This window comes from Duffyella gerundensis (genome assembly GCF_001517405.1).
Lineage (GTDB): Bacteria > Pseudomonadota > Gammaproteobacteria > Enterobacterales > Enterobacteriaceae > Duffyella > Duffyella gerundensis.
Genome location: NZ_LN907827.1, coordinates 1,694,446 through 1,715,028, shown reverse-complemented (window position 1 = coordinate 1,715,028; position 20,583 = coordinate 1,694,446). Strand labels below are relative to the sequence as shown.

The following is a 20,583-nucleotide window of genomic DNA, read 5'->3' as shown; positions in this document are numbered from 1 at the left end:
CAATACCCGCATACTGTTTTAAGCATTCCACTCACTCTTTATTTTCATGAGAGCAAGCTGTATATGCTGATGATGATGCTCAGCGCTGATGCGCGCGCTTTCGCGAGCAGCGTTCAGAACGGGCTGGTTACTGAATGGCAGCATATTGCCGGGCGACAGTATTTCAGTCTTCCCGCTGGCAAGTTCGCGTACCTTGTGGGCTTCCGTTATACCGCCCTGTACCACACGCGATTCAACGATATATTCAGCAGATCCTGAAACCTGTCGGGCTCCCATAACCTGCCCGTTGAGATAAATCAGCCGTGTTTGCTTGCTGGCTTTATCACCGCAATAGATCATGCGATAGCGAAAGTAGCCGCTCCAGGGTTCACGTCCGCCCAGCGTGCTTTGCATAAACCAGGCGCGTGAATCGTGTATATGCTCGTCAAACAGTGCCAATACCTGCGCTTCCGGCTCTTTGCGGGTGTTGGTGCCCAGCCTGTCGCTGAACAGGCGCCCAAAGTAATAGTCACCCTCTTTGCGCATCTGCTCATACTCATTATTTTCATCATCCCCATTGAGCAGATAGACCGGGTGTTTCAACACGCCATCCAGCGCCACCTGAATAACTCTCTCCGCTGGGCTGCCATTGATATCGCGAAACCAGTTGCGATAGTCGTGCTCAAACTCGCGAGCGCCCTCACGCAGCTGATACTGCCCGGTGGTGGGCTCATAATCGGGCGGCCCCGGCGTAATGCTGTCCTGCCAGTTTGGGCGATCGCGACGCACGTTCTTAAGCGCATGACGAAACTTTTTGAGCGCCATATCGTAGTTGTTCTTGTCTTTCTCCAGCCCGACTGCATCCTTTTGTGGGGCATTAAGGTAGAACGGTTGTGTCAACAGGCTGTTATGCGTGTAGCGGCCGATACGCCAGGCGGTCATCCAGGCCATTTGCCGAATAATTGCATTTTCCAGGGTGCAGGTAAGTTGCAAAGGTTGATAGCCGTACTGTTCAGCAGTCGCGATATCTGCCTGCGATGCCGCCCCATCGAGCAGGGTTAATTTGCGCCAGGCGTTAAAGCGGTTGATTAGGTTTGTTGATATATCAAATTCTGTCATGGCGTCACGAGACATTTTTCGTGATGGCTGCATATGCTTGATAGGCGATGGAATTTTATTAGGGAGCACTGCCAGCGGTGCACCGGCGTCAAACGCGGCGGCGTAAAGATCATGTAATACAATCTGCGACAGCATTTCACCCACGCTACCGCGGGATTTTCCCTGTTCACCAGGCGGATAACCGCCGCCGACGTCAGAGTGCACACCAGGATAAACAACCTCTGATGTGTTTGCGGGGTAATGGCCTTCCGGGCGTCGCACCGAGTCCAGCGGAAAGCTCAACCGCTGTTCATGAGCGGCAATAAAGTGATGACAGCACTTAATTAGGCCAGGGAAACGGCTGGCTAGCGGCAGCTGCTGAGTATCGCTGGCCCAGCTCATATGCCCGTCAAAACCCGGTATCAGACGTGCAATGCCCACCGAGGGCACGGTATCCAGCAGGCCGAGAAATTCAATGCTGAGCGGCAGACCGAGCAGCGAAAGATCCACATTGTCGCTGACTGGATCGACACACAGCTCCGACAGCCAGCTGGCAAAAGCACGAGCTTCCGCCGCGCCGCGCGAAAAGCCATAGATAAACAGCTTAAGGGCGATGGGCTGCGGCCGCGCCTGTACCACTCTGGCTCGCAGTGGTTGCAGCAAGGTATCAATCGCACGGCGTCGATTCACCTCACCGCTCAGCGGCCAGTGCGCGCGCATGGCAACGATCTGCTCTCGCGCCACGCTATCACTCAGCCCCTTACGCGTTGGCGTAATAGCAATCATCAGCGCATCGACCAACCGCAGCATCGCCCAGTTAATCCGGTCCTCTCCGCCCAGGGCATACTTCAGGCCATCGCTGCTATAAGCAAACTCATTAATTTTCGGAAATGGTGTGCCCACCCCTGGCATGTAGTAGGAGAAATACCCTTGTTGCTGTCCACTGGTGGGATAGGTGGCATGAAACAGCCTGGCAATATTAGTGGGATGCGGCGGCCTGGCTATGTTGGTATCGTTTTCGTCATTGTTGCCGGTGCCGTCAAAAAAAGGCTGATATGCAGGCTATGGCAACAGGGCGGCATTAGCCGTTTTTCTGCCTGCTTCATTAATTTATTGCTGAACTGCCTTTCTTCAAGCGTCTGCTTACGATAGTTTGCCGTAATCTGCTCCGGGGTCAGGAAAAGCCGCCCATTTTCAGGAAATTCAGGGGGAGCCCGGCAGGGTAGCGCGCGATTTATTTCGGACATTGCGCGGGCTCCTTCATATCCAGGGGCTCTTTAATCGGATAATTTGGCGTGCCGTAGCCGTCACAGATTGTCGTGACCTTAATCTGGTTGCAGGCCAGGAAATGCACCGTAATACCGCAGCGCTCTTCGCCATACTCAGGAATATCCACTACCGTACTGTGCTTCTGGAAACTGGCTTTTACTTCCTTTTCCCATTTCAAATATTCCTCCCGATGCTTATAACCCGGAAACTCAGATGCGGTATTGGGATCGACCTCCCATTCCACGCGCGCTTTTAATCCCGGCGACCATTTATCCGGCAGCAGGATGCAGCAGGTATTCCCTCTTACGCCTCCCCCATAACCGTTAACTGTGAAACGATTTATTCCCTGGCTGGTATGGTTATAGCCACGGACATCTCCCGCGGCATAGCCATTACCTCCGGGCTGGGAACAACCTGAAATGAATAAAACTAAAAAAACAGATAACATTCCGTGAGTAAAAAACTTTTTCTGGATTGTTTGTAATCGTCTGTTTTCACAAAATTCAGCAGACTTCCGGGAGGGCAATATGAGATTTATTTCGGACATTGCGCGGGCTCCTTCATATCCAGGGGCTCTTTAATCGGATAGTTTGGCGTACCGTAGCCGTCACAGATTGTCGTGACCTTAATCTGGTTGCAGGCCAGGAAATGCACCGTAATACCGCAGCGCTCTTCGCCATATTCAGGAATATCCACTACCGCACGGTGCTTCCGGAAACTGGCTTTTACTTCCTTTTCCCATTTCAAATATTCCTCCCAATGCTTATAACCCGGAAATTGAGATGCGGTTTTGGGATCGACCTCCCACTCCACGTGCGCTTTGAATCCCGGCGACCATTTATCCGGCAGCAGGATGCAGCAGGTATTCCCTCTTACGCCTCCCCCATAACCATTAACCGTGAAACGATTTATTCCCTGGCTGGTATGGTTATAGCCACGGACATCTCCCGCGGTATAGCCATTACCTCCGGTCTGGGAACAACCTGAAATGAATAAAAATAAAAAAACAGATAACATTCCGTGAGTAAAACACTTTTTCTGGCTTGTTTGTAATCGTCTGTTTTCACAAAATTCAGCAGACTTCCGGGAGGGCAATATGAGATTTATTTCGGGCATTGTGCAGGCTCCTTCATTTCTCTGGGCTCTTTAATTGGGTACTTTGACGTACCGTAGCCGTCACAGATTGTTGTGACCTTAATCTCATTGCAGGGCAGGAAATGCACCTTAATACCGCAGCGCTCTTCGCCATATTCAGGAATATCCACTACCGCACGGTGCTTCCGGAAACTGGCTTTTACTTCCTTTTCCCATTTCAAATATTCTTCCCAATGCTTATAACCCGGAAATTGAGATGCGGTTTTGGGATCCACCTCCCACTCCACGCGCGCTTTTAATCCCGGCGACCATTTATCCGGCAGCAGGATGCAGCAATATCCGCCCCCCTCACCGTAAGCCCCCATATTAGGCCCACCAAAACCATTAACATTCATCGAATTAATTACGTATGGCATATGGTTAATTCCACGGATATCTCCCGCGGTATAGCCATTACCTCCGGGCTGGGAACAACCTGAAACAGATAAAACCAAACAAATAACCCATATCCAGTGAATAAAAAGCTGCTCCGGCATAAGCTGGAATCGTATCTTTTGATAAAATTCAGCAGGCTTCCGGGAGGGCAATATGAGATTTATTTCGGGCATTGTGCAGGCTCCTTCATTTCTCTGGGCTCTTTAATTGGGTACTTTGACGTACCGTAGCCGTCACAGATTGTTGTGACCTTAATCTCATTGCAGGGCAGGAAATGCACCTTAATACCGCAGCGCTCTTCGCCATATTCAGGAATATCCACTACCGCACGGTGCTTCCGGAAACTGGCTTTTACTTCCTTTTCCCATTTCAAATATTCCTCGCGATGCTTATAACCCGGAAACTCAGATGCGGTATTGGGATCGACCTCCCATTCCACGCGTGCTTTTAATCCCGGCGACCATTTATCCGGCAGCAGGATGCAGCAATATCCGCCCCCCTCACCGTAAGCCCCCATATTAGGCCCACCAAAACCATTAACATTCATCGAATTAATTACGTATGGCATATGGTTAATTCCACGGATATCTCCCGCGGTATAGCCATTACCTCCAACCTGCGAACAACCTGAAACCAATACAACCAAAGGTATTAATAATATCCATTTACGCATATGAGCATTCCTGATGAGTAGACTCTTTATATTCGTCATATTTAACGTTGCGTCTGGGCTGGCGGCGCTCACTCATCCGAATGGCTTACCGGTATAAGCTCATAAAGATTTAACCTCAGGCCGCAGCAAAAGATACTTTGGCTATAAGCAAGCGGCTTATTGTTGATATTACTGACAGGGGCAAAAAATCCGCGTGCGTCGGGCATCACTTATTCTTGAGTGGGAGCAGGATTAGGCTGTTGTCATCTGCTTGCAGAACGAGCGCGCGATCGGGCTCAAGCGCTTCGCGATCGAGCACCTGCTGCCAGCTATTGTTGGTCAGGTCCGGATGACGGAACAGCGCCACCACGGCGACAAACTGTGCGTGTGGCTCTATCGGCATAGTGAGGTTTATCGCACCGCCCGGCGTCAGCACGGCATCACGGCTGGCCAGCAGATCCTTACCCAGCAGCCGCTCGCCATCGGTAGCCAGCTGTTGATAAACCAGCGTGTCGAAGGTTTTACGATCCTTCAGCTGATAAATGCGGATGACCACGGACTGCGAGCGGGTGTGATTTTCACGCGTGTCGGTATTCAGTGCTTCGCGCGCAGTGAAATCAAGCTGCAGTAGGGTAATCTTTTTATAAAAAATGGACGATACCGCCGAACGGGTGGTGTCAGTGACGCTCTGCGTCAGCCCGCAGCCGCTGAGGCTGATCGCCAGCAAAGGCAGCAGCCAGCGGGTGGGTTTAGTCAAACTGGTAATGAACACGCTGATTTCCTTGTTCCTGTAGGCTGGGTTGCAGGCCGTAATAGCTGCCAAGCTCGGTGGTAAACGTTCGCGGAATATCATCGGGAAGCGTTTTGCCCTCCACACCAAGCACGCCGCTCATTCCCAGCCAGAACGGCGCCTCGCCGAGAGGCACCACCGGCAGCAGCGCCGTGCTGACCGTCAGCCGAATTTTCGCTTTAAAGCGCCAGCCGAGATAGACGCGCAGCATTACCAGGAAGTCTTGATACAGCTGGCCATCCGGCTTCCAGCCCTGCGCTTCGCGCTCACACTCGGTCATTAATTCAATCAGTAACTGACTGCTGGTATCCATTACTTCATCGCCCAGCGGCGTATTGCCATCCAGTAGAAAATCCCGCTCGCCGTAAAAAGCGAGTGGCTGGCTGATGTTAATCGGGCGCAGGCAATACGGGCTGACTCGCGCCTGCGTCTCCGGTGCCAGCAGGCGCACGATGGCCTGTACGCCCTCCTGCGTTTTTGCCGGCTGGCGCAATACACCGAGCAGCGCCAGAAAGCGCGAAACTGGCGTGGCGATATAGCTGGCGGTGCCGGGAATCCCCAGGCCAACTAATCCGAGCAGCGACTGGGAAATGCTGTCCGTTCCGCCACTCTCAAAGGTGGCCGGATAAGAGTACTTACGCCAGATGCGGTAGAACTGCGTCAGGATGCGATGGCTGAAGATATCGAGGAAATCCTGCAACGCCTCATGTCCCTCTCGTCGCTGGCTGATGTCGTCGAGATAGGCGGTCGGCAGCGGAGAATCCACCCCGTAGACGCCCATAAAAGTGGTACGTACTTTGGGCGCTGCACCGGCATCATCCTCACTGTATTCCACGCTTTTCAGTTCACTGGCCGGAAAGCCCATGCCCGGCCACGGGCTGAAGCGCACCGCATCATCCTGCGGATGGCTGGAGCTGCCGAGCAATGGCCGGTCCGGGTGCTGTTTTTCCAGCAGCTGACAGAAGCGGTAGAAGTTCATCCGCGTCAAATCGGCTTCCATCCGCGGGCTTAGCCGGGGATACGGCGGTTGTGTTTCTCTTGCCATTCCAGGCGCTCTCCGGTGGGTTGCAGAATAATAATCAGGCGGTTAAACAGATAGATATCGGTATAAAGGGCGAAAAAGTGGCTGAGCATCTCACCAAACAGGCAGATATCTCCGTGCCCGGCAAATCCCTGGCTGTCGAGCGTCACCTCAATCTGTACGCCGCGCAGCAGGAAGCCCTGCTCAAAACGCTCGCTTTCACTGTGGCTGACGGCGACTATCGCCTCCAGACGGCGGCGGTTCATCTCGCTGCCGGTCCACTCATACAGCGCCAGCGTGCCGCGCAGTACTTCGGCGTTGTCCATCATCGACAGGAAGTTACTGCCGAGATGACTCAGCACGCGCCAGTGAAAGCGGTCACGATCGGGCGGATAACAGGGCAGCGTTGGCGCACAAAGATTGCGCACCCCGACGCGGGTCGAACTGGTGATTATCGCGGTATCCAATACCGTGCTTTGCAGGGCGCGGCGCGGCAACTGGCCATTGGTGCCAGTGAGGGTCAGCGACAGGCTTTCATCATCGGGTACGCTGTGATTATCAAAGGCTTCACCGCCCACAATAAGCCAGGTGTTATGCAGCCCCGAAGCGCCACGGCGCACGCGGGAATGGTAGTAATATTCCGACGCGTCGTGGCGCATCATTCCGCCCTTATGGCGGAAGCTGGAAAAAGGCACCCAGGTCTGTTTGCCCGACGAGATTACCGAATCAACAGAATAAATTTCGGTATGCCCGTCCTGCACACGCATCGGGCGCAGCAGGTATTCGGTCTGCAGGGCATTCAGCGTCAGCGGATCAGACTCCAGCGGAAAGAGGTTGATCACTGGCACGCAGTGCAGCCGCAGATGTTTTTCACTAAAGGTAAAGTCGTGCTCCCAGCGCTGCGCCAGCACAACGTCAATTTCAAACCACGGCAGTGAGGCGGGCAGCGCGATATTCTCCAGCCCACGCAGGCCGGTAAACATAAACTTTTCGCGGAAAGTGAAGTATTCCAGCAGTAGCTGATAACCGCTGAAGCTGCTGTTACCCCTGGGCCACAGCCGATCCTCCTCACCAAATCCCAGCGCGGTAAAGCGCGCGTCCAGCGGGCGACGCTGCGCATCGCCGGGCAGGCGCAGCCAGATGCCTGCGGTCTGTAAGGTAAAAGCTTCATGCATGGCGCAGGCCAGCGGGGCGTCGGCATCAAAGTAAAACGGAATCAGACTGAGGTCCGCCCGACTCCAGTCAGCCAGGCTGCTACAGGCAAAACGCAGACGCACCACCGATCGACCGTCTGGATCGGTAAAGAGCGCGGCCTGCTCCAGCGCCAGCGGCTGCAGGCTGATCTCCCGGGTGGTGGTGTAGCGGCAACGTGTCGCCTTGTCGCCTGTTGGTCGGGAGAGGACTTCAGCGCCTTTCGCCAGCGCTATTTTCTCCTTCATTTCACGCCAGTCAGGGCTGAACGCCACCACCGACATCGACGGAATAGTGCGCAGATAGTGTGGCCACAGCAGTGTGACCAGCCCTTCCGTCAGTTCCGGCAGGTCGTCATCGAGCTTTTCGCGCAGGCGCCCCATCATAAAAGCAAAACCTTCGAACAGGCGCTCAACGTAAGGATCGCGGGCGCCCGATTTATCCAGATTAAGCAGTGCCGCGCGATCCGGATGCGCGCGGGCAAACTCTTCACCAGCTTCAAGCAGGTAGCGCATTTCTGCATCGTAATAACGCAGGGTTAAGTCATCCATAATAAAACCTGAGTAAGGTGAGTATCGGAGGGGGTAATTAACCGCAGAGAATGGCCGCGCGCGCCGGGTCGAGGCTGATTAAGCCACTCAGCAGCGCGTCCATCTCCGGTTGAATGTGGGTTTTGTCCGTTTCGCTGCGTGCGGCTTTGATGCGCAAGAGCTTAAGCCGTCGCGCCCGCACCTCAAACAGCAGCTCCGGCGACCAGTGCTGCAGCGTCAGGGTGTGTGCGCCCTTTTCCAGCTCGCCGAGCAGATGGAGCGCCAAATCATGCCGGGCGTACTGCTCCGCCACGCGCGCCATCAGCAGGCGCATCAGCCAGCGATCGCGCGCCGACATCATGTCCGGACGCGACTGCAACCAGCCGAACGCGGCTTCGATGCCGTCGCTGTCAATCCGTGCCAGCAGCTCGGGCTCCAGCAACAGTACCTGCTCATCGCTGCGCACGGTCGACGTCACCGCCTGCGAGCCCCAGCCAACCGGATCATCCTTCACCTGCTGAGCTATCCAGTTCTGCGTAACCTCATCGGCAAAGGGCGTGCCGTCGTTGAACACCAGCGATTCGAGCCCGGGCAGCCGCGACAACAGCCCTTTGACGCCACGGCAAAGAATATCGGCCCGCACCGTGTCACCGTCCAGTTTCCCCAGCGCCTGCCAGCTGTACCATTGCACATCCAGCCACAGATGATTAACGCCCTGGGCATAGAGGCTGTCAGCCTGCTCCAGCAATTCCATCCAGCTCTGCTGCAGGTGCAGGCGCTTGAGGTGAGCACGGTGATCCGGCTTCGGCGGCGCGAGGCGAGTCCGTCCGCTGGCATCAAGTGGCGGCAGTTCGGTCAGCGTGTCCCAACGTATGCTTTTCATCAGATGATGACCCGCCAGCCAGCCTCCGGGGCGATCGCGCAGATAGCCCGCCAGTATTTTCGCCTGGTCGAGCAGATCGCGGCCGGAGATTACGGCATTCAGCGTGGCAGAAGGCGCCGCAGCAGACAGCGGATCATCGCGGCTGGTCTGCGGCACCAGGCTGCCCGCCCCACCGCTCTGAGCCAGTCGATTTTCCAGCGCCAGGCATAGCCCGCCAAACTGCGGGCGGTGCGCTTCGGCAAGCGACTGCATCACCTGATCCACCAGCAGCAAGGCACCAGTGATACGCTGCATGGCGGCCATATCCACCTCCGGATAGCGCGACAGGCTGTCGAGTACGCGTCCGCTGCCAAGCCATTCCAGCGCAGATTTACGGCTGCGTTCACGTTGCGGATGCAGCTGCACGCCAAAGCGCTGCAGCATCGCGGCCAACAGCTCCAGCCCTTCAGCCAGACCGGTCTCGCCGTCCTGATGCAGGCGTGCCCAGATGTAAAAAGTCACCACGCGCAGGTCTTTGCTGACCGCGGTCAGCAGCTTTTCGGCAAGCTGGCAGATCAGCGAGGTATCAATGCCTGAGAGCTTGTTCATCTCCTCACGCATGCGCTGGAAGTCATCGTCATAGCCAGGTTCATCGCCCTCGGGCCGAACATCGCTAAGCGGCAGCAGCCAGGCGTTCCAGACATCCGTCCGCGCCTGTGCCAGGCGCATTAGCGTGCCCGCTTCGGCATCACAGGCGATGACTAAGTTTTGCAGCGTGGTCATTCAACACCTCCTTCCGTGGCGGTAATACGATCGTTTTCCGTCAGTGCCAGCGCCTGTGCTGTCATCGCAGCATCAACGCTAAAAACTTCTGTCGGCAGCGTGAAATTACGCAGTTGCAGCAGCTGTAACGGGCCGCTGCCCAGTTGCGAGCGCATCGCCCACTGCAACACGTTGCCGTCCGGGGCGGTGAAACTCATCATCCACTGGCTACGGTTATGCTGCTGACGCTTACTCTGCTCCAGCCAGCGGATCAGTCCCCAGCTACCGCTGTAGTCACCAAACAGCCTGGTTCCGGCGCTGGCGGTGCTCCAGGTCAGCATCGTGCCCGGCTTAAAGGTTTCGCCTGGCCAGCGGAAGGTCTGCCATTCTGCCATCTGGTTGAAATAGGTCTGCTGCTGGCCATCGATGGTCAACTGCGTCTGCACCACACCTGGCGTCGGTCGCGCCTGCAACTCAAAGCTGATGCCCTGGCTGCCATCGGTAAACAGTACATCTGACAGCTGGCTCAGCTGGTTGAGCGCCCTGATAAACGCCGGATTAAAAGTCAGCCCCTGGCCGTGAGTGCGATCCGGCACCCACTGGCTGCCCTCTTTGTGCAATACGCCGCTCAGTTCAGCGTTCAGGAAGCGCTCGACGCGCCCGCTATCCTTACGCAGAAATTCGGCCAACATCGGCAGCGAGGCATCGTTATTGCTGGCAGCAAACGGGTAGCGTCCGTCAAACGCGTCACGCCACGCGGCTACCACGGCGCGCGCCCACTTGTCATTGAGGCTGGTGGCAGAAGGTTGTAGCACCGTTTCCCAGGCCTGAGTCAGCGGTTGAACAAACATGGTCTGACCAAAACCGCTCCACTCTTCACCAAGGCTGGCGGCAATCAGGCTGCCATATTGCCGGGTGTCAGTCAGATCAACGCTTTTCCCCTGGAACACCGTCTGCGCCAGGGTCTGCATCATCTCCTGCGGGTCGGAACTGCCTGCCACCTGCTGCAGACGCAGGCGCACACGGGTGATGCGGATTAAATAGGTTTGCAGACTCAGGCTGTCGTCGCCGGACAGGGCATTAGCGGCGTTGTTTCTGCCCATCAGCGTCAGCAGCGGCCCAAAAGTTTCGTCGAGTGGCCCCTTTGGTCCGGCCGCACTCTGGTCAATAACCGGCTTTTGACTGCTGCCCACCAACGCCTTCGCCGACTGAATCAACGCGTCTGACAGCGCGTCCCCCCGCTGTCCGGTCTGACCCTGCCACGCCAGCGTGTTCATTAGCGCAATCAACGGCGACTGACGCACATCGCTCATCAGCGTTAGCTGGTCGGTCACATCGGCAATGTTATCGGTAGGGTTCAGGCGCAAACTGCCGAGGAAATTAAGCCAGCTGCCGGCAAAGTCGGTGAAGTAGCGCTGCGTTAGCCGTTCCCTGAGCGCTTCCGGTGACAGGTCAGCGGAAACACTGTGGCGACTGTCGCTCAGCACCCAGTCGATTTCATCGCGCCGTGCGTTGGCTGCGGTCTCAATCGCCTGCTGCACGCCCTCTTCCCATGCCTGACGGGTGAACATGCCCGGCACCATCTCATCGGTGGTGAACAGACGGCGCGCGTCGGTGCCGCCGGTCATATCCTCCAGCGAGACGTCGGCTACGTTGCGGCGCACCGATCTGAGCATGTTCTGATACAGCGTGCTCTCGGCGTTGCGGCGGCCAATCTGCTGCAACAGCACCTGGCGGCTCTGATTTACCAGCGTGGCATCCGGCGTGATTTTCCACTGCGGCTGATGTGGCAGTTCGTCGATGTAAAACCCCCAGAGGTCCGGCGCCAGCCGCTGCCACAGGCCGGGCGAGAGATCTTCTCGGGTCGGCTGCACGCGCTGCATCACCTGCGCGTAAAAGGCGCCGTCACCCTTGTCCGGGTGCGCCATCATCAGCCACGCCTTGAGCTGATCGTAACCGGGCCTGGCGCGCTCTGCCCGCAGCGGACTGTTTGGCGGTAGCTCAATCAGTTCGCTCAGCCGCTGTTGCAGTGCGGCACTGGACGGATCGCGAATCAGGCGGGCATTCGCCACGCCGTACCAGGGCATCATCGCCTCAAGCAGCGGCGTATTGTGATCGAGGCCGAAGCGCTGATACCACGGCGTGCCGTACTGATGGCGATGCTTAAGCAGCCCGGCGTCATTGCGCAACGTATGCAGATCGGTGAGCTGGCGATCGGAAACCGCCGGATCCTCTATCAGCGCGCGGGCTTTTTCTGCCACGCTGACGATCTGCTGGTGATTAAGCACAAAAGAGAGCAGCAATCCCATGCCCCACAGGCCGATAACAGCGATCAGTCCGCAGGCCAGCGTCTGCCGCCACACCCTACCCACGCGGCGGCCGGTTATTCTGCGGCAGGCATTCACGATGCCATTCCAGCTGTCGGAGAGCATCAGCGCGTGGTCGTGGCTGACGGATGCCTGACTGCCGGAGGGCAGGCTGAACATCAGCCCGCGCAACGGAATGCGTTGATGGCTGGTCAGCCAGCGGCTCAAACGCTGCTGCCACAGCTGGCTTTCGCCCTGCTGCAGCGCGCTGCCCAGCCGTAGCAAAAAGTCGTGCTCGCGCTGCTGCGTAATTTGCGCAATGCCCTGTTCGCGCAACTGTGGTGCCAGGCTATCGAGCTGCTGACCGACCTCTTCCGGCCGCGCACGTGGGGAAAACATCACGCCGACCGTCTGCTCGTCGCGCCCCTGTTGCGGCCAGTCACTGCCGCACAACTGCCACAGCCAGACCGGCGGCTGCCAGCGCAGAGCCTGCGCGATCTTCTCCAGGCTGCGCAGGCCGTTATCCTGCATCTGCAGGGTCAGCGGCGGGCTGTTTGCCAGCACCCAGACAATACCGTCAAGCGGCCTGCTGCGTCGTAGCTTACTCAGCGCGGCAAGTTTATCGGCGTCCAGTTCCGCGCCCAGGCTGCCACCATCAATCAGCACGGTGCGCTGTCCCTCCAGCCATTGCTGCTTTTGTAATCCGGGAAGCAGGGCCTCACGCGCCGCGTCATCACCGACAATCAACAGCAGCCGCACCTTGTAACGCCAGAACAGCTGATAGCGGGTGCGAAGGTGTTTTTTTAGCGCGGTGATAGAGATCGGCGCGGCGTGGCTTTGGCGTGCGCCTCGCTTTTGCACTGGGGAGTGCTGCTTTACCCGATTGAAGATCCACAGCTGCACCGTCAGAAATGCCAGCAAGATCAGGCATGTCAGTACCGTCCAGAGAATGCTGCAGACGATCAGCACTCCGCGGATGACCGGCCATTCCGCTGACGCGTTTTCAACAAAAAACCAGTATGCCAACCCGGCCAGCAGCATAATCAGGGTGATTGCAGCCACGACCAGCACACCGGTGAATGCCGCAGAGAGGCTTTTGGTTTGTTGACTGGCTTTATCCTTTTCCATAAGGCTTAACAATTCCAAGTGCGAGTGTGTGATGAGGATCGGCGGCTATCCAGCCGCAGGGTTGTTGATGCTCAAGGGCATGAAGTGCCGCCAGCGAGATCACGATCGGCATCTGCATGTTCCCCACATCACCCCAGTAAGCGTCCTGCAGATGATGCGTGACATTCCAGCCGGTCTCAGCCAGCTGGGGCTGCCCGGGATGCGAAAACAGCACGCAGGCATCCGGGATATCGTGGAGATCGCTCTGTTTTAGCGCGCGTTGGCAAACCTCATTAAGTGCCTCTCCATCCGCGGCAGAAAAAACTTCGCCGCGCGGCAGCACGACAGGGCCCTCAACGGCTATCCGCCACAGCACCGCCGACTCGCCCGCGGGCAACGGGTGGTCAGAAGACGCAACGCAGACGTGGCATCCGGCCAGCAAAAACTGTTGGCTATTGCCCTCACCTAACTGCGCCGCCATGCGCGATAACGTCGCTTCGCCATGCCAGATTTCAGGTTGTGCGGGTAATTCGATCTCAGGAAAGCTGGTGTTCATCTGCGAACCAAATGCCTGCCAGGCGGCTTCACTGCCCAGCCAGAAAACGGCGGTAAACGCACCGGGAGGTTCATGCTGTTGTTTTTGCCATAACAGCACCAGCAAACGCGCCAGCTGCTGCTCGCGTGCCGCGATGTCGTGGGAGAAGATGCAGCCGCTACGCAAAACCTTACCGCCAGATTCCTGATGCCCTTCTGGCGGACGGCGCTCACGGCTTAATACCTGATGCCAGTCAGCGGTTTCACTGCCGGCAGGGCCAATCAGCACAACGTCACGCAGGGCCAGCGTACGTTGATGCGTTTCCCACCACAGCTGATGCTCTTGCTCCACCGCCTGCTGCCAGACGATGACGTTATGCAATGAGGCGCGGTAGTAAACCAGCTGGCACAGCCACAGGCCGCCGGTGATTGCCAAAGAGAAGAGCATTAGCGTGAAAATCATGCTGCCACTCTCATTTTTGCGTAACAGAACCCCGCTTCCCGCCGTCAGCAGCATGATCAATGCTCCTGCGGCCAGCCAGATTTTACCGGCGGGCGGGCTTGCGGTCTTCCAGACCGGAAACTCGGGGAAGGCTCTCATCGCACAGTACCCCTGGCGGCACATGCATTAGCCACAAGGCTGATACCGCGGTAGCGGTGCAGCGCCGCGGGCTGAGTAACAGGCGACCGCCGCTTGCTGACCTCGCAGCGGGTGGCCATACCCTGCTCGTTGTAGTTAATCCGACGCTTTTGTGCGGCAATCCCCTTCCAGCAGTTTTGAATCGCCCACACTTTGCCGCCGAACTCCCGTAGCATCTCGCCTTCGCGAATACTCTTCATCCGTTTCATCCTTGATTATGTGGTGATGGTCGACTGCGTTTTTTCAGCCAGCCGGGCGGAATGGCCGCTTTCGCCAGCGCCAGCCGTTGCGCCGCGATCGCCACCTTTTGCTGTGCCACCACCTCGCCCGGCTTGCGGGTGAATGCCTTCAGCAGCGCCGCGCCCGGCAGCATCGGGATGGGTTTGCCGGAGAGCAGATCAACGGCCTGTGTCTCCAGCGAGATAGCGCCGAACATGCCCGCCGCGCCCAGCAGCCTGTCTCGGGAGTTATTCTGCCTGATGATAAACGCCACGCCGCCGGCCAGCGTGGCCGCGCCCACCACCGCTCCGGCGATTATCAGCGGCGACAGCGGTTTATTACTTTCCCTGCCGGAATAGACCATCCGATAACGGAAATAGCCGCCCCAGGGTTCGCGCGTACCCAGCGCGTTGTGCATGAACCAGGCGCGGGAATCGTGGACCTGGTCGTCAAACAACGCGCGCACCAGGCCGGCCGGCAGCCCGGCGTTGCTCTCTTCGCCCGCCGCCGGAAACAGCACGTCCAGATGGGTTTCAGCGGCGGTTTTCATCTTCAGCCACTCGCCGTACTCGTTGTCGGTATTAAGCAGGTAAAGGGTGCTTTGTAGCCCCCCGATGGCCGGATAAAACCATTCGCCCTGCGTTTCCCGGGCGACGCCATGATAGTCCTGACGAAACTCTTCTGCCGCCTCGCGCAGCTGGGTTTGCCCGAGGGCGGCGTCGAAATCTTTAGGGCCCTGCGGCAGCAGCCTGAACTCGCCTCTTTTCATTCCGGCCGCTATTTTTTTGCGCGCGTCTTTCACGCTTTTTTGCTGCGCATCCCGCTGGTTTTTATCGGCTTGCCGTAAGGCGGCGTCGGTGTGCTTATCCCGGCCGCTGGCGGCGGCATCGACATAAAAGCGCCGGGTTTTATAACTGCCATTCGCATAACGGCCGATGCGCCACGCGGTAATCCAGGCCATCTGTTCGTCGATGGCCTTTTCCAGGCTGACGCGGACGTCAACCGGGGTAAAGGTGGCGGCCTGTTCAGCACTGATGGTTTCTGTAGATGGGGGGAGATTCAGCGTCAGGGTACGCCAGGCGTTGAAACGGATGGCTAAAGCAGAATCAATATAAAATTGATTAATAAGATTTGCAGGAAAAATTCGCCATCTATCTTTTTGAAGGGCTTCGGGAAGAGCTTCAGGAGTCACCTTGAGCGGTGCACCAGCGCCAAAGGCCGCTGCGTACATATCATGCAGGGCAATCTGTGACAGCAGCAGGCCATCATTTAGCCCGCCGGCCTTGCCCTGGTCGCCCGGCGGGTAGCCGCCGCCGAGGTCCGAATGCATGCCCGGATAGATCACCTCCTTGCTGTTGGCCGGAAAGGTGCCATCGGTGCGGCGTAGCGAGTCAAGGGGGAAGCACAGGCGCTGCTCGTGAGAGGAAACCAGATGCACGCAACGCTTAATCAGCCCGCCATACGCCTTTTCTTCCGGCAGCTCCTGGGTATCATCCGCCCAGCCCATGTGCCCCTCGGCAACCGGGGCGATATGCGCCACGCCTACCGACGCCACGGTATCCAGCAGGCCAAGAAACTCAACGCTGAGCGGGATTTTCAGGTCGCCCGCCGCCAGACACTGCTCAGGCTTCTCATTTTTGTCCGCAGGCGCGGGCAGCAACTCGCTCAGCCAGTTTACAAAGGCGCGCGCGGCGGCGGCACCGCGTGAAAAACCGTAGACGTAGAGCCTGATACCCAGCAACCGGACCCTGCCCGGTTCGCCCGGGTTAAGGGCGATACGCAGCGCTTTCGCCAGTTCCGCCTCCAGCAGCAGGCGCCAAAACTCCTCACGGCGGTTGCGGCCGCCGGTCAGGCCAAAGGCCGCCACTGAGGTGCCCATCGCCTGTACGGATTCCCAGCAGGCAGTGTCATCAAGCCTGTCCATTCCGCAGGTACGGCGCAGGGCATCAATAATACGCAGCAGCCCCCAGTTGATCCGCTCTTCGCCGTGGCTGGCGGTTGCCAGGCCAACAACGCTGAAGTCGAGATCGGACACCTCCGGGAACGGCGTGCCCACGCCGGGAATATAATATTTGTAGTACTTGTTTCCGGCACTGTCCGGCAAGTCGGTCAGCTGCTGGTTTTTGCTGCCCAGCCCGCCGGCATGGCCCTGGCCGATGGCGGCCTGAAACAGGCGGGCGATGTTAGTGGGATGCTTCGGACTGGCAATGTTCAGGTCGTGATTAAGGTTATTGCCGGTGCCGTCAAAAAACAGACTGATATGCAGGGTCTTGCAGCAGGGCGGCACCACCCGCCTTTTGGCAGCAAGGCACAGTTCGTTGTGGAACCGCTGATCCTCACTGTCCTGCTTACGGCAGTTTGCCCCCACCAGCGCAGCCTGAGTGGGTAACCGGCCTAAGCGGGGAAATTCTGGCGGATACCAGACCAGATTGGTGATTATTTCAGGCATACCTTCGGCTCCTCCATCTCCAAAGGCTCTTTAATCGGGTGACGCGGGTTACCATAGTCGGCGCAGCTGGTGGTAACCTTCACCTGGTCACAGGGCAGAAAGTGTACGGTGATGCCGCAGGTTTTCTGCCCGGTGTAGTCGGGAACAGGGACCGTCAGCGAATGCTGGCGGCTCAGTTTTTTTACTTTTTCCCACCAGGCGAGATATTCAATATTGTATTTCCTGGCTACTGAATCGGCGGTTTTCGCATCCAGGTTATCCAGATTGGGACGTTTGGGTTTCGGTATTTCCGGGACATCGCTGGCAAAAGCGACCGAGGTTTCCCAGTCCACCCTGACCGTCATTCCCGGCTCCCATGTTGATGGCGCACCGAAACAACAGCCGCCACCGCCGCCCTGGAAGGGGCCGATAATATCGATGCCTGACTGGCCGTTAACACTGAACTGAATGGCCCATTTGGTATGGTTGATGGCCTCAAGAGTGCCACCGCCGCCGTGATATTCCGCATGCTGCTGACCGCATCCCGCCAGCAGTAATATTGCGCCCAGCACGCCGGGTAGTTTTAATTTCATTGTTTTTCCTTTTTTTGGATTTACGTTTTATTTCCTGAAATCATTTAACGGTGCCCGTTAATAACGGACACGGCTGAATGATCTTTCTATTTATGAACAGGTGGGGAAAATCATTATTCAGAATTTATTCGGTGTACATTCAGTGAATATTTAACCCGATTTAAAACAGTTCGGCGTGATTAACCGTATGATTAAAAGCAGGCTGATATGCAGGACCTTTCTGCGGAGGGTGCAACATGCCTTTTGGCAGCAAGGCACAGTTCGTTGTGGAGCCGCTGATCCTCACTGTCCTGCTTGCGGCAGTTTGCACTCACCAGCGCAGCCTGTGAAGGCAGCCTTCCCCGCGCCGGGAACTGCGGCGGATACCAGACCAGCTCGGTGATTATTTCGGGCATACCTTCGGCTCCTCCATCTCCAAAGGCTCTTTAATAGGATGACGCGGATTACCATAGTCGGCGCAGCTGGTGGTAACCTTCACCTGGTCACAGGGCAGAAAATGTACGGTGATGCCGCAGGTTTTCTGACCGGTGTAATCGGGAACAGGGACCGTCAGCGAATGCTGGCGGCTCAGTTTTTTTACTTTTTCCCGCCAGGCCAGATATTCAATATTGTATTTCCGTTGTATTAAAGAGCCGGTTTCGGCATCCAGGTTATCCAGATTGGGACGTTTGGGGCCCGGTATTTCCGGGACATCAATGCTGGCAGAGGCGACCGAGGTTTCCCAGTCCACCCTGACCGTCATTCCCGGCTCCCATGTTGATGGCGCACCGAAACAACAGCCGCCACCGCCGCCCTGGAAGGGGCCGATAATATCAATGCCTGACTGGCCGTTAACACTGAACTGAATAGCCCATTTGGTATGGTTGATGGCCTCCAGAGTGTTACCGCCGCCGTGATATTCCGCATGCTGCTGACCACATCCGGCCAGCAGTAATATTGCGCCCAGTACGCCGGGTAGTTTTAATTTCATTGTTTTTCCTTTTTTTGGATTTACGTTTTATTTCCTGAAATCATTTAACGGTGCCCGTTAATAACGGACACGGCTGAATGATCTTTCTATTTATGAACAGGTGGGGAAAATCATTATTCAGAATTTATTCGGTGTACATTCAGTGAATATTTAACCCGATTTAAATCAGTTCGGCGTGATTAACCGCATGATTAAAAGCAGGCTGATATTCAGGACCTTTCTGCGGAGGGTGCAACGCGCATGCTGGCAGCAAGGCACAGTTCGTTGTGGAACCGCTGATCCTCACTGTCCTGCTTACGGCAGTTTGCCCCCACCAGCGCAGCCTGTGAAGGCAGCCTGCCCTGCTCCGGGAACTGCGGCGGATACCAGACCAGATCGGTGATTATTTCGGGCATACCTTCGGTGCCTCCATCTCCAAAGGCTCTTTAATCGGGTAGTCCGGATAACCATAACGAGAGCAGCTGGTGGTAACCTTTACCTGGTCGCAGGGCAGAAAATGTACAACCATGCCGCAGGTTTTCTGACCGGTGTAGTCAGGAACAGGGACGATCATTGAGTGCTGCTTATTCAAGGATTTAACTTTTTGCCGCCATATCTGATACTTTTCTGCATATTCAATCGCTTTCAGATCTGCTGTTTTGACGTCAAGATGAGCTAAATCAGGGCGTTCTGGCTGAGGTATTTCAGGTATATCACTGGCATAGGCGACCGAGGTTTCCCAGTCCACCCTGACCGTCATTCCCGGCTCCCATGTTGATGGCGCACCGAAACAACAGCCGCCACCGCCGCCCTGGAAGGGGCCGATATTATCAATTCCCGACTGGCCGTTAACACTGAACTGAATGGCCCATTTGGTATGGTTGATGGCCTCAAGGGTGCCACCGCCGCCGTGATATTCCGCATGCTGCTGACCACATCCGGCCAGCAGTAATATTGCGCCCAGCACGCCGGGTAGTTTTAATTTCATTATTTTTCCTTTTTTTGGATTTACGTTTTATTTCCTGAAATCATTTAACGGTGCCCGTTAATAACGGACACGGCTGAATGATCTTTCTATTTATGAACAGGTGGGAAAAATCATTATTCAGAATTTATTCGGTGTACATTCAGTGAATATTTAACCCGATTTAAATTAGTTCGGCGTGATTAACCGTATGATTAAAAGCAGCCTGATATGCAGGACCTTTCTGCGGAGGGTGCAACGCGCATGCTGGCAGCAAGGCACAGTTCGTTGTGGAACCGCTGATCCTCACTGTCCTGCTTACGGCAGTTTGCCCCCACCAGCGCAGCCTGTGAAGGCAGCCTGCCCTGCTCCGGGAACTGCGGCGGATACCAGACCAGATCGGTGATTATTTCGGGCATACCTTTGGCGCCTCCATCTCTAAAGGCTCTTTAATCGGGTGACGCGGGTTACCATAGTCGGCGCAGCTGGTGGTAACCTTCACCTGGTCACAGGGCAGAAAGTGTACGGTGATGCCGCAGGTTTTCTGACCGGTGTAGTCAGGAACAGGGACCGTCAGCGAATGCTGGCGGCTCAGTTTTTTTACTTTTTCCCACCAGGCGAGATATTCAATATTGTATTTCCGTTGTATTAAAGAGCCGGTTTCGGCATCCAGGTTATCCAGATTGGGACGTTTGGGTTTCGGTATTTCCGGGACATCGCTGGCAAAAGCGACCGAGGTTTCCCAGTCCACCCTGACCGTCATTCCCGGCTCCCATGTTGATGGCGCACCGAAACAACAGCCGCCGCCGCCGCCCTGGAAGGGGCCGATAATATCAATGCCTGACTGGCCGTTAACACTGAACTGAATAGCCCATTTGGTATGGTTGATGGCCTCCAGGGTGCCACCGCCGCCGTGATATTCCGCATGCTGCTGACCGCATCCCGCCAGCAGTAATATTGCGCCCAGTACGCCGGGTAGTTTTAATTTCATTGCCTTTCCTTTGTTTGGATTTACGTTTTATTTCCTGAAATCATTTAACGGTGCCCGTTAATAACGGACACGGCTGAATGATCTTTCTATTTATGAACAGGTGGGAAAAATCATTATTCAGAATTTATTCGGTGTACATTCAGTGAATATTTAACCCGATTTAAATCA

General features: G+C 56.3%; 20 protein-coding genes. All 20 read right to left on the bottom strand.

The genetic code is table 11. The annotated features are described in order from the left end of the window. Positions 1 to 18: 18 nt before the first annotated feature. Positions 19 to 1,887, bottom strand: coding sequence for a Tle1 family T6SS lipase effector (locus tag EM595_RS20615; RefSeq protein ID WP_336470219.1), 1,869 nt, complete (start codon positions 1,885 to 1,887; stop codon positions 19 to 21). Positions 1,888 to 2,078: 191 nt separating this feature from the next. Then, positions 2,079 to 2,324, bottom strand: coding sequence for a hypothetical protein (locus EM595_RS21290; protein ID WP_071852495.1), 246 nt, complete (start codon positions 2,322 to 2,324; stop codon positions 2,079 to 2,081). Beyond that, positions 2,312 to 2,893, bottom strand: a complete 582-nt coding sequence (locus tag EM595_RS07930) for a Tli1a family immunity protein (RefSeq protein WP_419190148.1) — start codon at positions 2,891 to 2,893, stop codon at positions 2,312 to 2,314. Before EM595_RS07930 ends, EM595_RS21290 begins: the two co-directional genes overlap by 13 nt. After that, on the bottom strand, positions 2,881 to 3,462 hold the full coding sequence (locus EM595_RS07925; RefSeq protein WP_419190147.1) for a Tli1a family immunity protein: 582 nt from the start codon (positions 3,460 to 3,462) through the stop codon (positions 2,881 to 2,883). Before EM595_RS07925 ends, EM595_RS07930 begins: the two co-directional genes overlap by 13 nt. Further along, positions 3,450 to 3,977: a Tli1a family immunity protein gene (locus EM595_RS07920; protein WP_067435280.1), complete on the bottom strand. Its 528-nt coding sequence runs from the start codon at positions 3,975 to 3,977 to the stop codon at positions 3,450 to 3,452. The genes EM595_RS07925 and EM595_RS07920 overlap by 13 nt, the downstream gene beginning before the upstream one ends. A gap of 59 nt (positions 3,978 to 4,036) precedes the next feature. Continuing rightward, positions 4,037 to 4,549 carry a Tli1a family immunity protein gene (locus EM595_RS07915; protein ID WP_067430036.1) on the bottom strand — a complete coding sequence of 171 codons (513 nt, stop codon included), beginning with the start codon at positions 4,547 to 4,549 and terminating at the stop codon, positions 4,037 to 4,039. Between the two features lie 205 nt (positions 4,550 to 4,754). Beyond that, on the bottom strand, positions 4,755 to 5,300 hold the full coding sequence (gene tssJ, locus EM595_RS07910; protein ID WP_067430033.1) for a type VI secretion system lipoprotein TssJ: 546 nt from the start codon (positions 5,298 to 5,300) through the stop codon (positions 4,755 to 4,757). Continuing rightward, positions 5,278 to 6,363 carry a type VI secretion system baseplate subunit TssG gene (gene tssG / locus EM595_RS07905; protein ID WP_067430031.1) on the bottom strand — a complete coding sequence of 362 codons (1,086 nt, stop codon included), beginning with the start codon at positions 6,361 to 6,363 and terminating at the stop codon, positions 5,278 to 5,280. Before tssG ends, tssJ begins: the two co-directional genes overlap by 23 nt. Next, positions 6,327 to 8,081: a type VI secretion system baseplate subunit TssF gene (gene tssF / locus EM595_RS07900; RefSeq protein WP_067430028.1), complete on the bottom strand. Its 1,755-nt coding sequence runs from the start codon at positions 8,079 to 8,081 to the stop codon at positions 6,327 to 6,329. The genes tssG and tssF overlap by 37 nt, the downstream gene beginning before the upstream one ends. 37 nt (positions 8,082 to 8,118) lie before the next feature. Next, on the bottom strand, positions 8,119 to 9,705 hold the full coding sequence (tssA, locus tag EM595_RS07895; protein ID WP_067430025.1) for a type VI secretion system protein TssA: 1,587 nt from the start codon (positions 9,703 to 9,705) through the stop codon (positions 8,119 to 8,121). Continuing rightward, a complete protein-coding gene (locus tag EM595_RS07890; RefSeq protein ID WP_067430022.1) occupies positions 9,702 to 13,118 on the bottom strand; it encodes an ImcF-related family protein in 3,417 nt (1,138 codons plus the stop codon). Before EM595_RS07890 ends, tssA begins: the two co-directional genes overlap by 4 nt. Next, entirely contained in the window at positions 13,105 to 14,232 is a 1,128-nt protein-coding gene (locus EM595_RS07885) for a KPHS_23130 family T6SS system protein (protein ID WP_071852494.1), read from the bottom strand. The genes EM595_RS07890 and EM595_RS07885 overlap by 14 nt, the downstream gene beginning before the upstream one ends. Then, positions 14,229 to 14,471, bottom strand: coding sequence for a hypothetical protein (locus EM595_RS07880; protein ID WP_067430019.1), 243 nt, complete (start codon positions 14,469 to 14,471; stop codon positions 14,229 to 14,231). The genes EM595_RS07885 and EM595_RS07880 overlap by 4 nt, the downstream gene beginning before the upstream one ends. 5 nt (positions 14,472 to 14,476) lie before the next feature. After that, the gene (locus EM595_RS07875) at positions 14,477 to 16,939 is read right to left on the bottom strand and encodes a Tle1 family T6SS lipase effector (protein ID WP_067430016.1); all 2,463 of its coding nucleotides are present in this window, start codon (positions 16,937 to 16,939) and stop codon (positions 14,477 to 14,479) included. After that, complete coding sequence (locus tag EM595_RS07870; RefSeq protein WP_067430008.1) at positions 16,927 to 17,511, bottom strand: Tli1a family immunity protein; 585 nt, start codon at positions 17,509 to 17,511, stop codon at positions 16,927 to 16,929. The genes EM595_RS07875 and EM595_RS07870 overlap by 13 nt, the downstream gene beginning before the upstream one ends. 382 nt (positions 17,512 to 17,893) lie before the next feature. Beyond that, positions 17,894 to 18,481: a Tli1a family immunity protein gene (locus EM595_RS07865; RefSeq protein ID WP_067430005.1), complete on the bottom strand. Its 588-nt coding sequence runs from the start codon at positions 18,479 to 18,481 to the stop codon at positions 17,894 to 17,896. Positions 18,482 to 18,690: 209 nt separating this feature from the next. Then, on the bottom strand, positions 18,691 to 18,876 hold the full coding sequence (locus EM595_RS07860) for a hypothetical protein (protein WP_067429999.1): 186 nt from the start codon (positions 18,874 to 18,876) through the stop codon (positions 18,691 to 18,693). Then, on the bottom strand, positions 18,864 to 19,448 hold the full coding sequence (locus EM595_RS07855; protein ID WP_067429996.1) for a Tli1a family immunity protein: 585 nt from the start codon (positions 19,446 to 19,448) through the stop codon (positions 18,864 to 18,866). The genes EM595_RS07860 and EM595_RS07855 overlap by 13 nt, the downstream gene beginning before the upstream one ends. A gap of 191 nt (positions 19,449 to 19,639) precedes the next feature. Continuing rightward, entirely contained in the window at positions 19,640 to 19,843 is a 204-nt protein-coding gene (locus tag EM595_RS07850; RefSeq protein ID WP_067429994.1) for a hypothetical protein, read from the bottom strand. Then, on the bottom strand, positions 19,831 to 20,415 hold the full coding sequence (locus EM595_RS07845) for a Tli1a family immunity protein (protein WP_067429992.1): 585 nt from the start codon (positions 20,413 to 20,415) through the stop codon (positions 19,831 to 19,833). Before EM595_RS07845 ends, EM595_RS07850 begins: the two co-directional genes overlap by 13 nt. Positions 20,416 to 20,583 lie beyond the last annotated feature (168 nt).

Excerpts from the sequence above, each read along its gene's own strand:
- EM595_RS20615 (WP_336470219.1), bottom strand. The coding sequence starts at position 1,887 with ATGCTGCGGTTGGTCGATGCGCTGATGATTGCTATTACGCCAACGCGT.
- EM595_RS21290 (WP_071852495.1), bottom strand. The coding sequence starts at position 2,324 with ATGTCCGAAATAAATCGCGCGCTACCCTGCCGGGCTCCCCCTGAATTT.
- EM595_RS07930 (WP_419190148.1), bottom strand. The coding sequence starts at position 2,893 with ATGTCCGAAATAAATCTCATATTGCCCTCCCGGAAGTCTGCTGAATTT.
- EM595_RS07925 (WP_419190147.1), bottom strand. The coding sequence starts at position 3,462 with ATGCCCGAAATAAATCTCATATTGCCCTCCCGGAAGTCTGCTGAATTT.
- EM595_RS07920 (WP_067435280.1), bottom strand. The coding sequence starts at position 3,977 with ATGCCGGAGCAGCTTTTTATTCACTGGATATGGGTTATTTGTTTGGTT.
- EM595_RS07915 (WP_067430036.1), bottom strand. The coding sequence starts at position 4,549 with ATGCGTAAATGGATATTATTAATACCTTTGGTTGTATTGGTTTCAGGT.
- tssG (WP_067430031.1), bottom strand. The coding sequence starts at position 6,363 with ATGGCAAGAGAAACACAACCGCCGTATCCCCGGCTAAGCCCGCGGATG.
- tssF (WP_067430028.1), bottom strand. The coding sequence starts at position 8,081 with ATGGATGACTTAACCCTGCGTTATTACGATGCAGAAATGCGCTACCTG.
- tssA (WP_067430025.1), bottom strand. The coding sequence starts at position 9,705 with ATGACCACGCTGCAAAACTTAGTCATCGCCTGTGATGCCGAAGCGGGC.
- EM595_RS07890 (WP_067430022.1), bottom strand. The coding sequence starts at position 13,118 with ATGGAAAAGGATAAAGCCAGTCAACAAACCAAAAGCCTCTCTGCGGCA.
- EM595_RS07885 (WP_071852494.1), bottom strand. The coding sequence starts at position 14,232 with ATGAGAGCCTTCCCCGAGTTTCCGGTCTGGAAGACCGCAAGCCCGCCC.
- EM595_RS07880 (WP_067430019.1), bottom strand. The coding sequence starts at position 14,471 with ATGAAGAGTATTCGCGAAGGCGAGATGCTACGGGAGTTCGGCGGCAAA.
- EM595_RS07875 (WP_067430016.1), bottom strand. The coding sequence starts at position 16,939 with ATGCCTGAAATAATCACCAATCTGGTCTGGTATCCGCCAGAATTTCCC.
- EM595_RS07870 (WP_067430008.1), bottom strand. The coding sequence starts at position 17,511 with ATGAAATTAAAACTACCCGGCGTGCTGGGCGCAATATTACTGCTGGCG.
- EM595_RS07865 (WP_067430005.1), bottom strand. The coding sequence starts at position 18,481 with ATGAAATTAAAACTACCCGGCGTACTGGGCGCAATATTACTGCTGGCC.
- EM595_RS07860 (WP_067429999.1), bottom strand. The coding sequence starts at position 18,876 with ATGCCCGAAATAATCACCGATCTGGTCTGGTATCCGCCGCAGTTCCCG.
- EM595_RS07855 (WP_067429996.1), bottom strand. The coding sequence starts at position 19,448 with ATGAAATTAAAACTACCCGGCGTGCTGGGCGCAATATTACTGCTGGCC.
- EM595_RS07850 (WP_067429994.1), bottom strand. The coding sequence starts at position 19,843 with ATGCCCGAAATAATCACCGATCTGGTCTGGTATCCGCCGCAGTTCCCG.
- EM595_RS07845 (WP_067429992.1), bottom strand. The coding sequence starts at position 20,415 with ATGAAATTAAAACTACCCGGCGTACTGGGCGCAATATTACTGCTGGCG.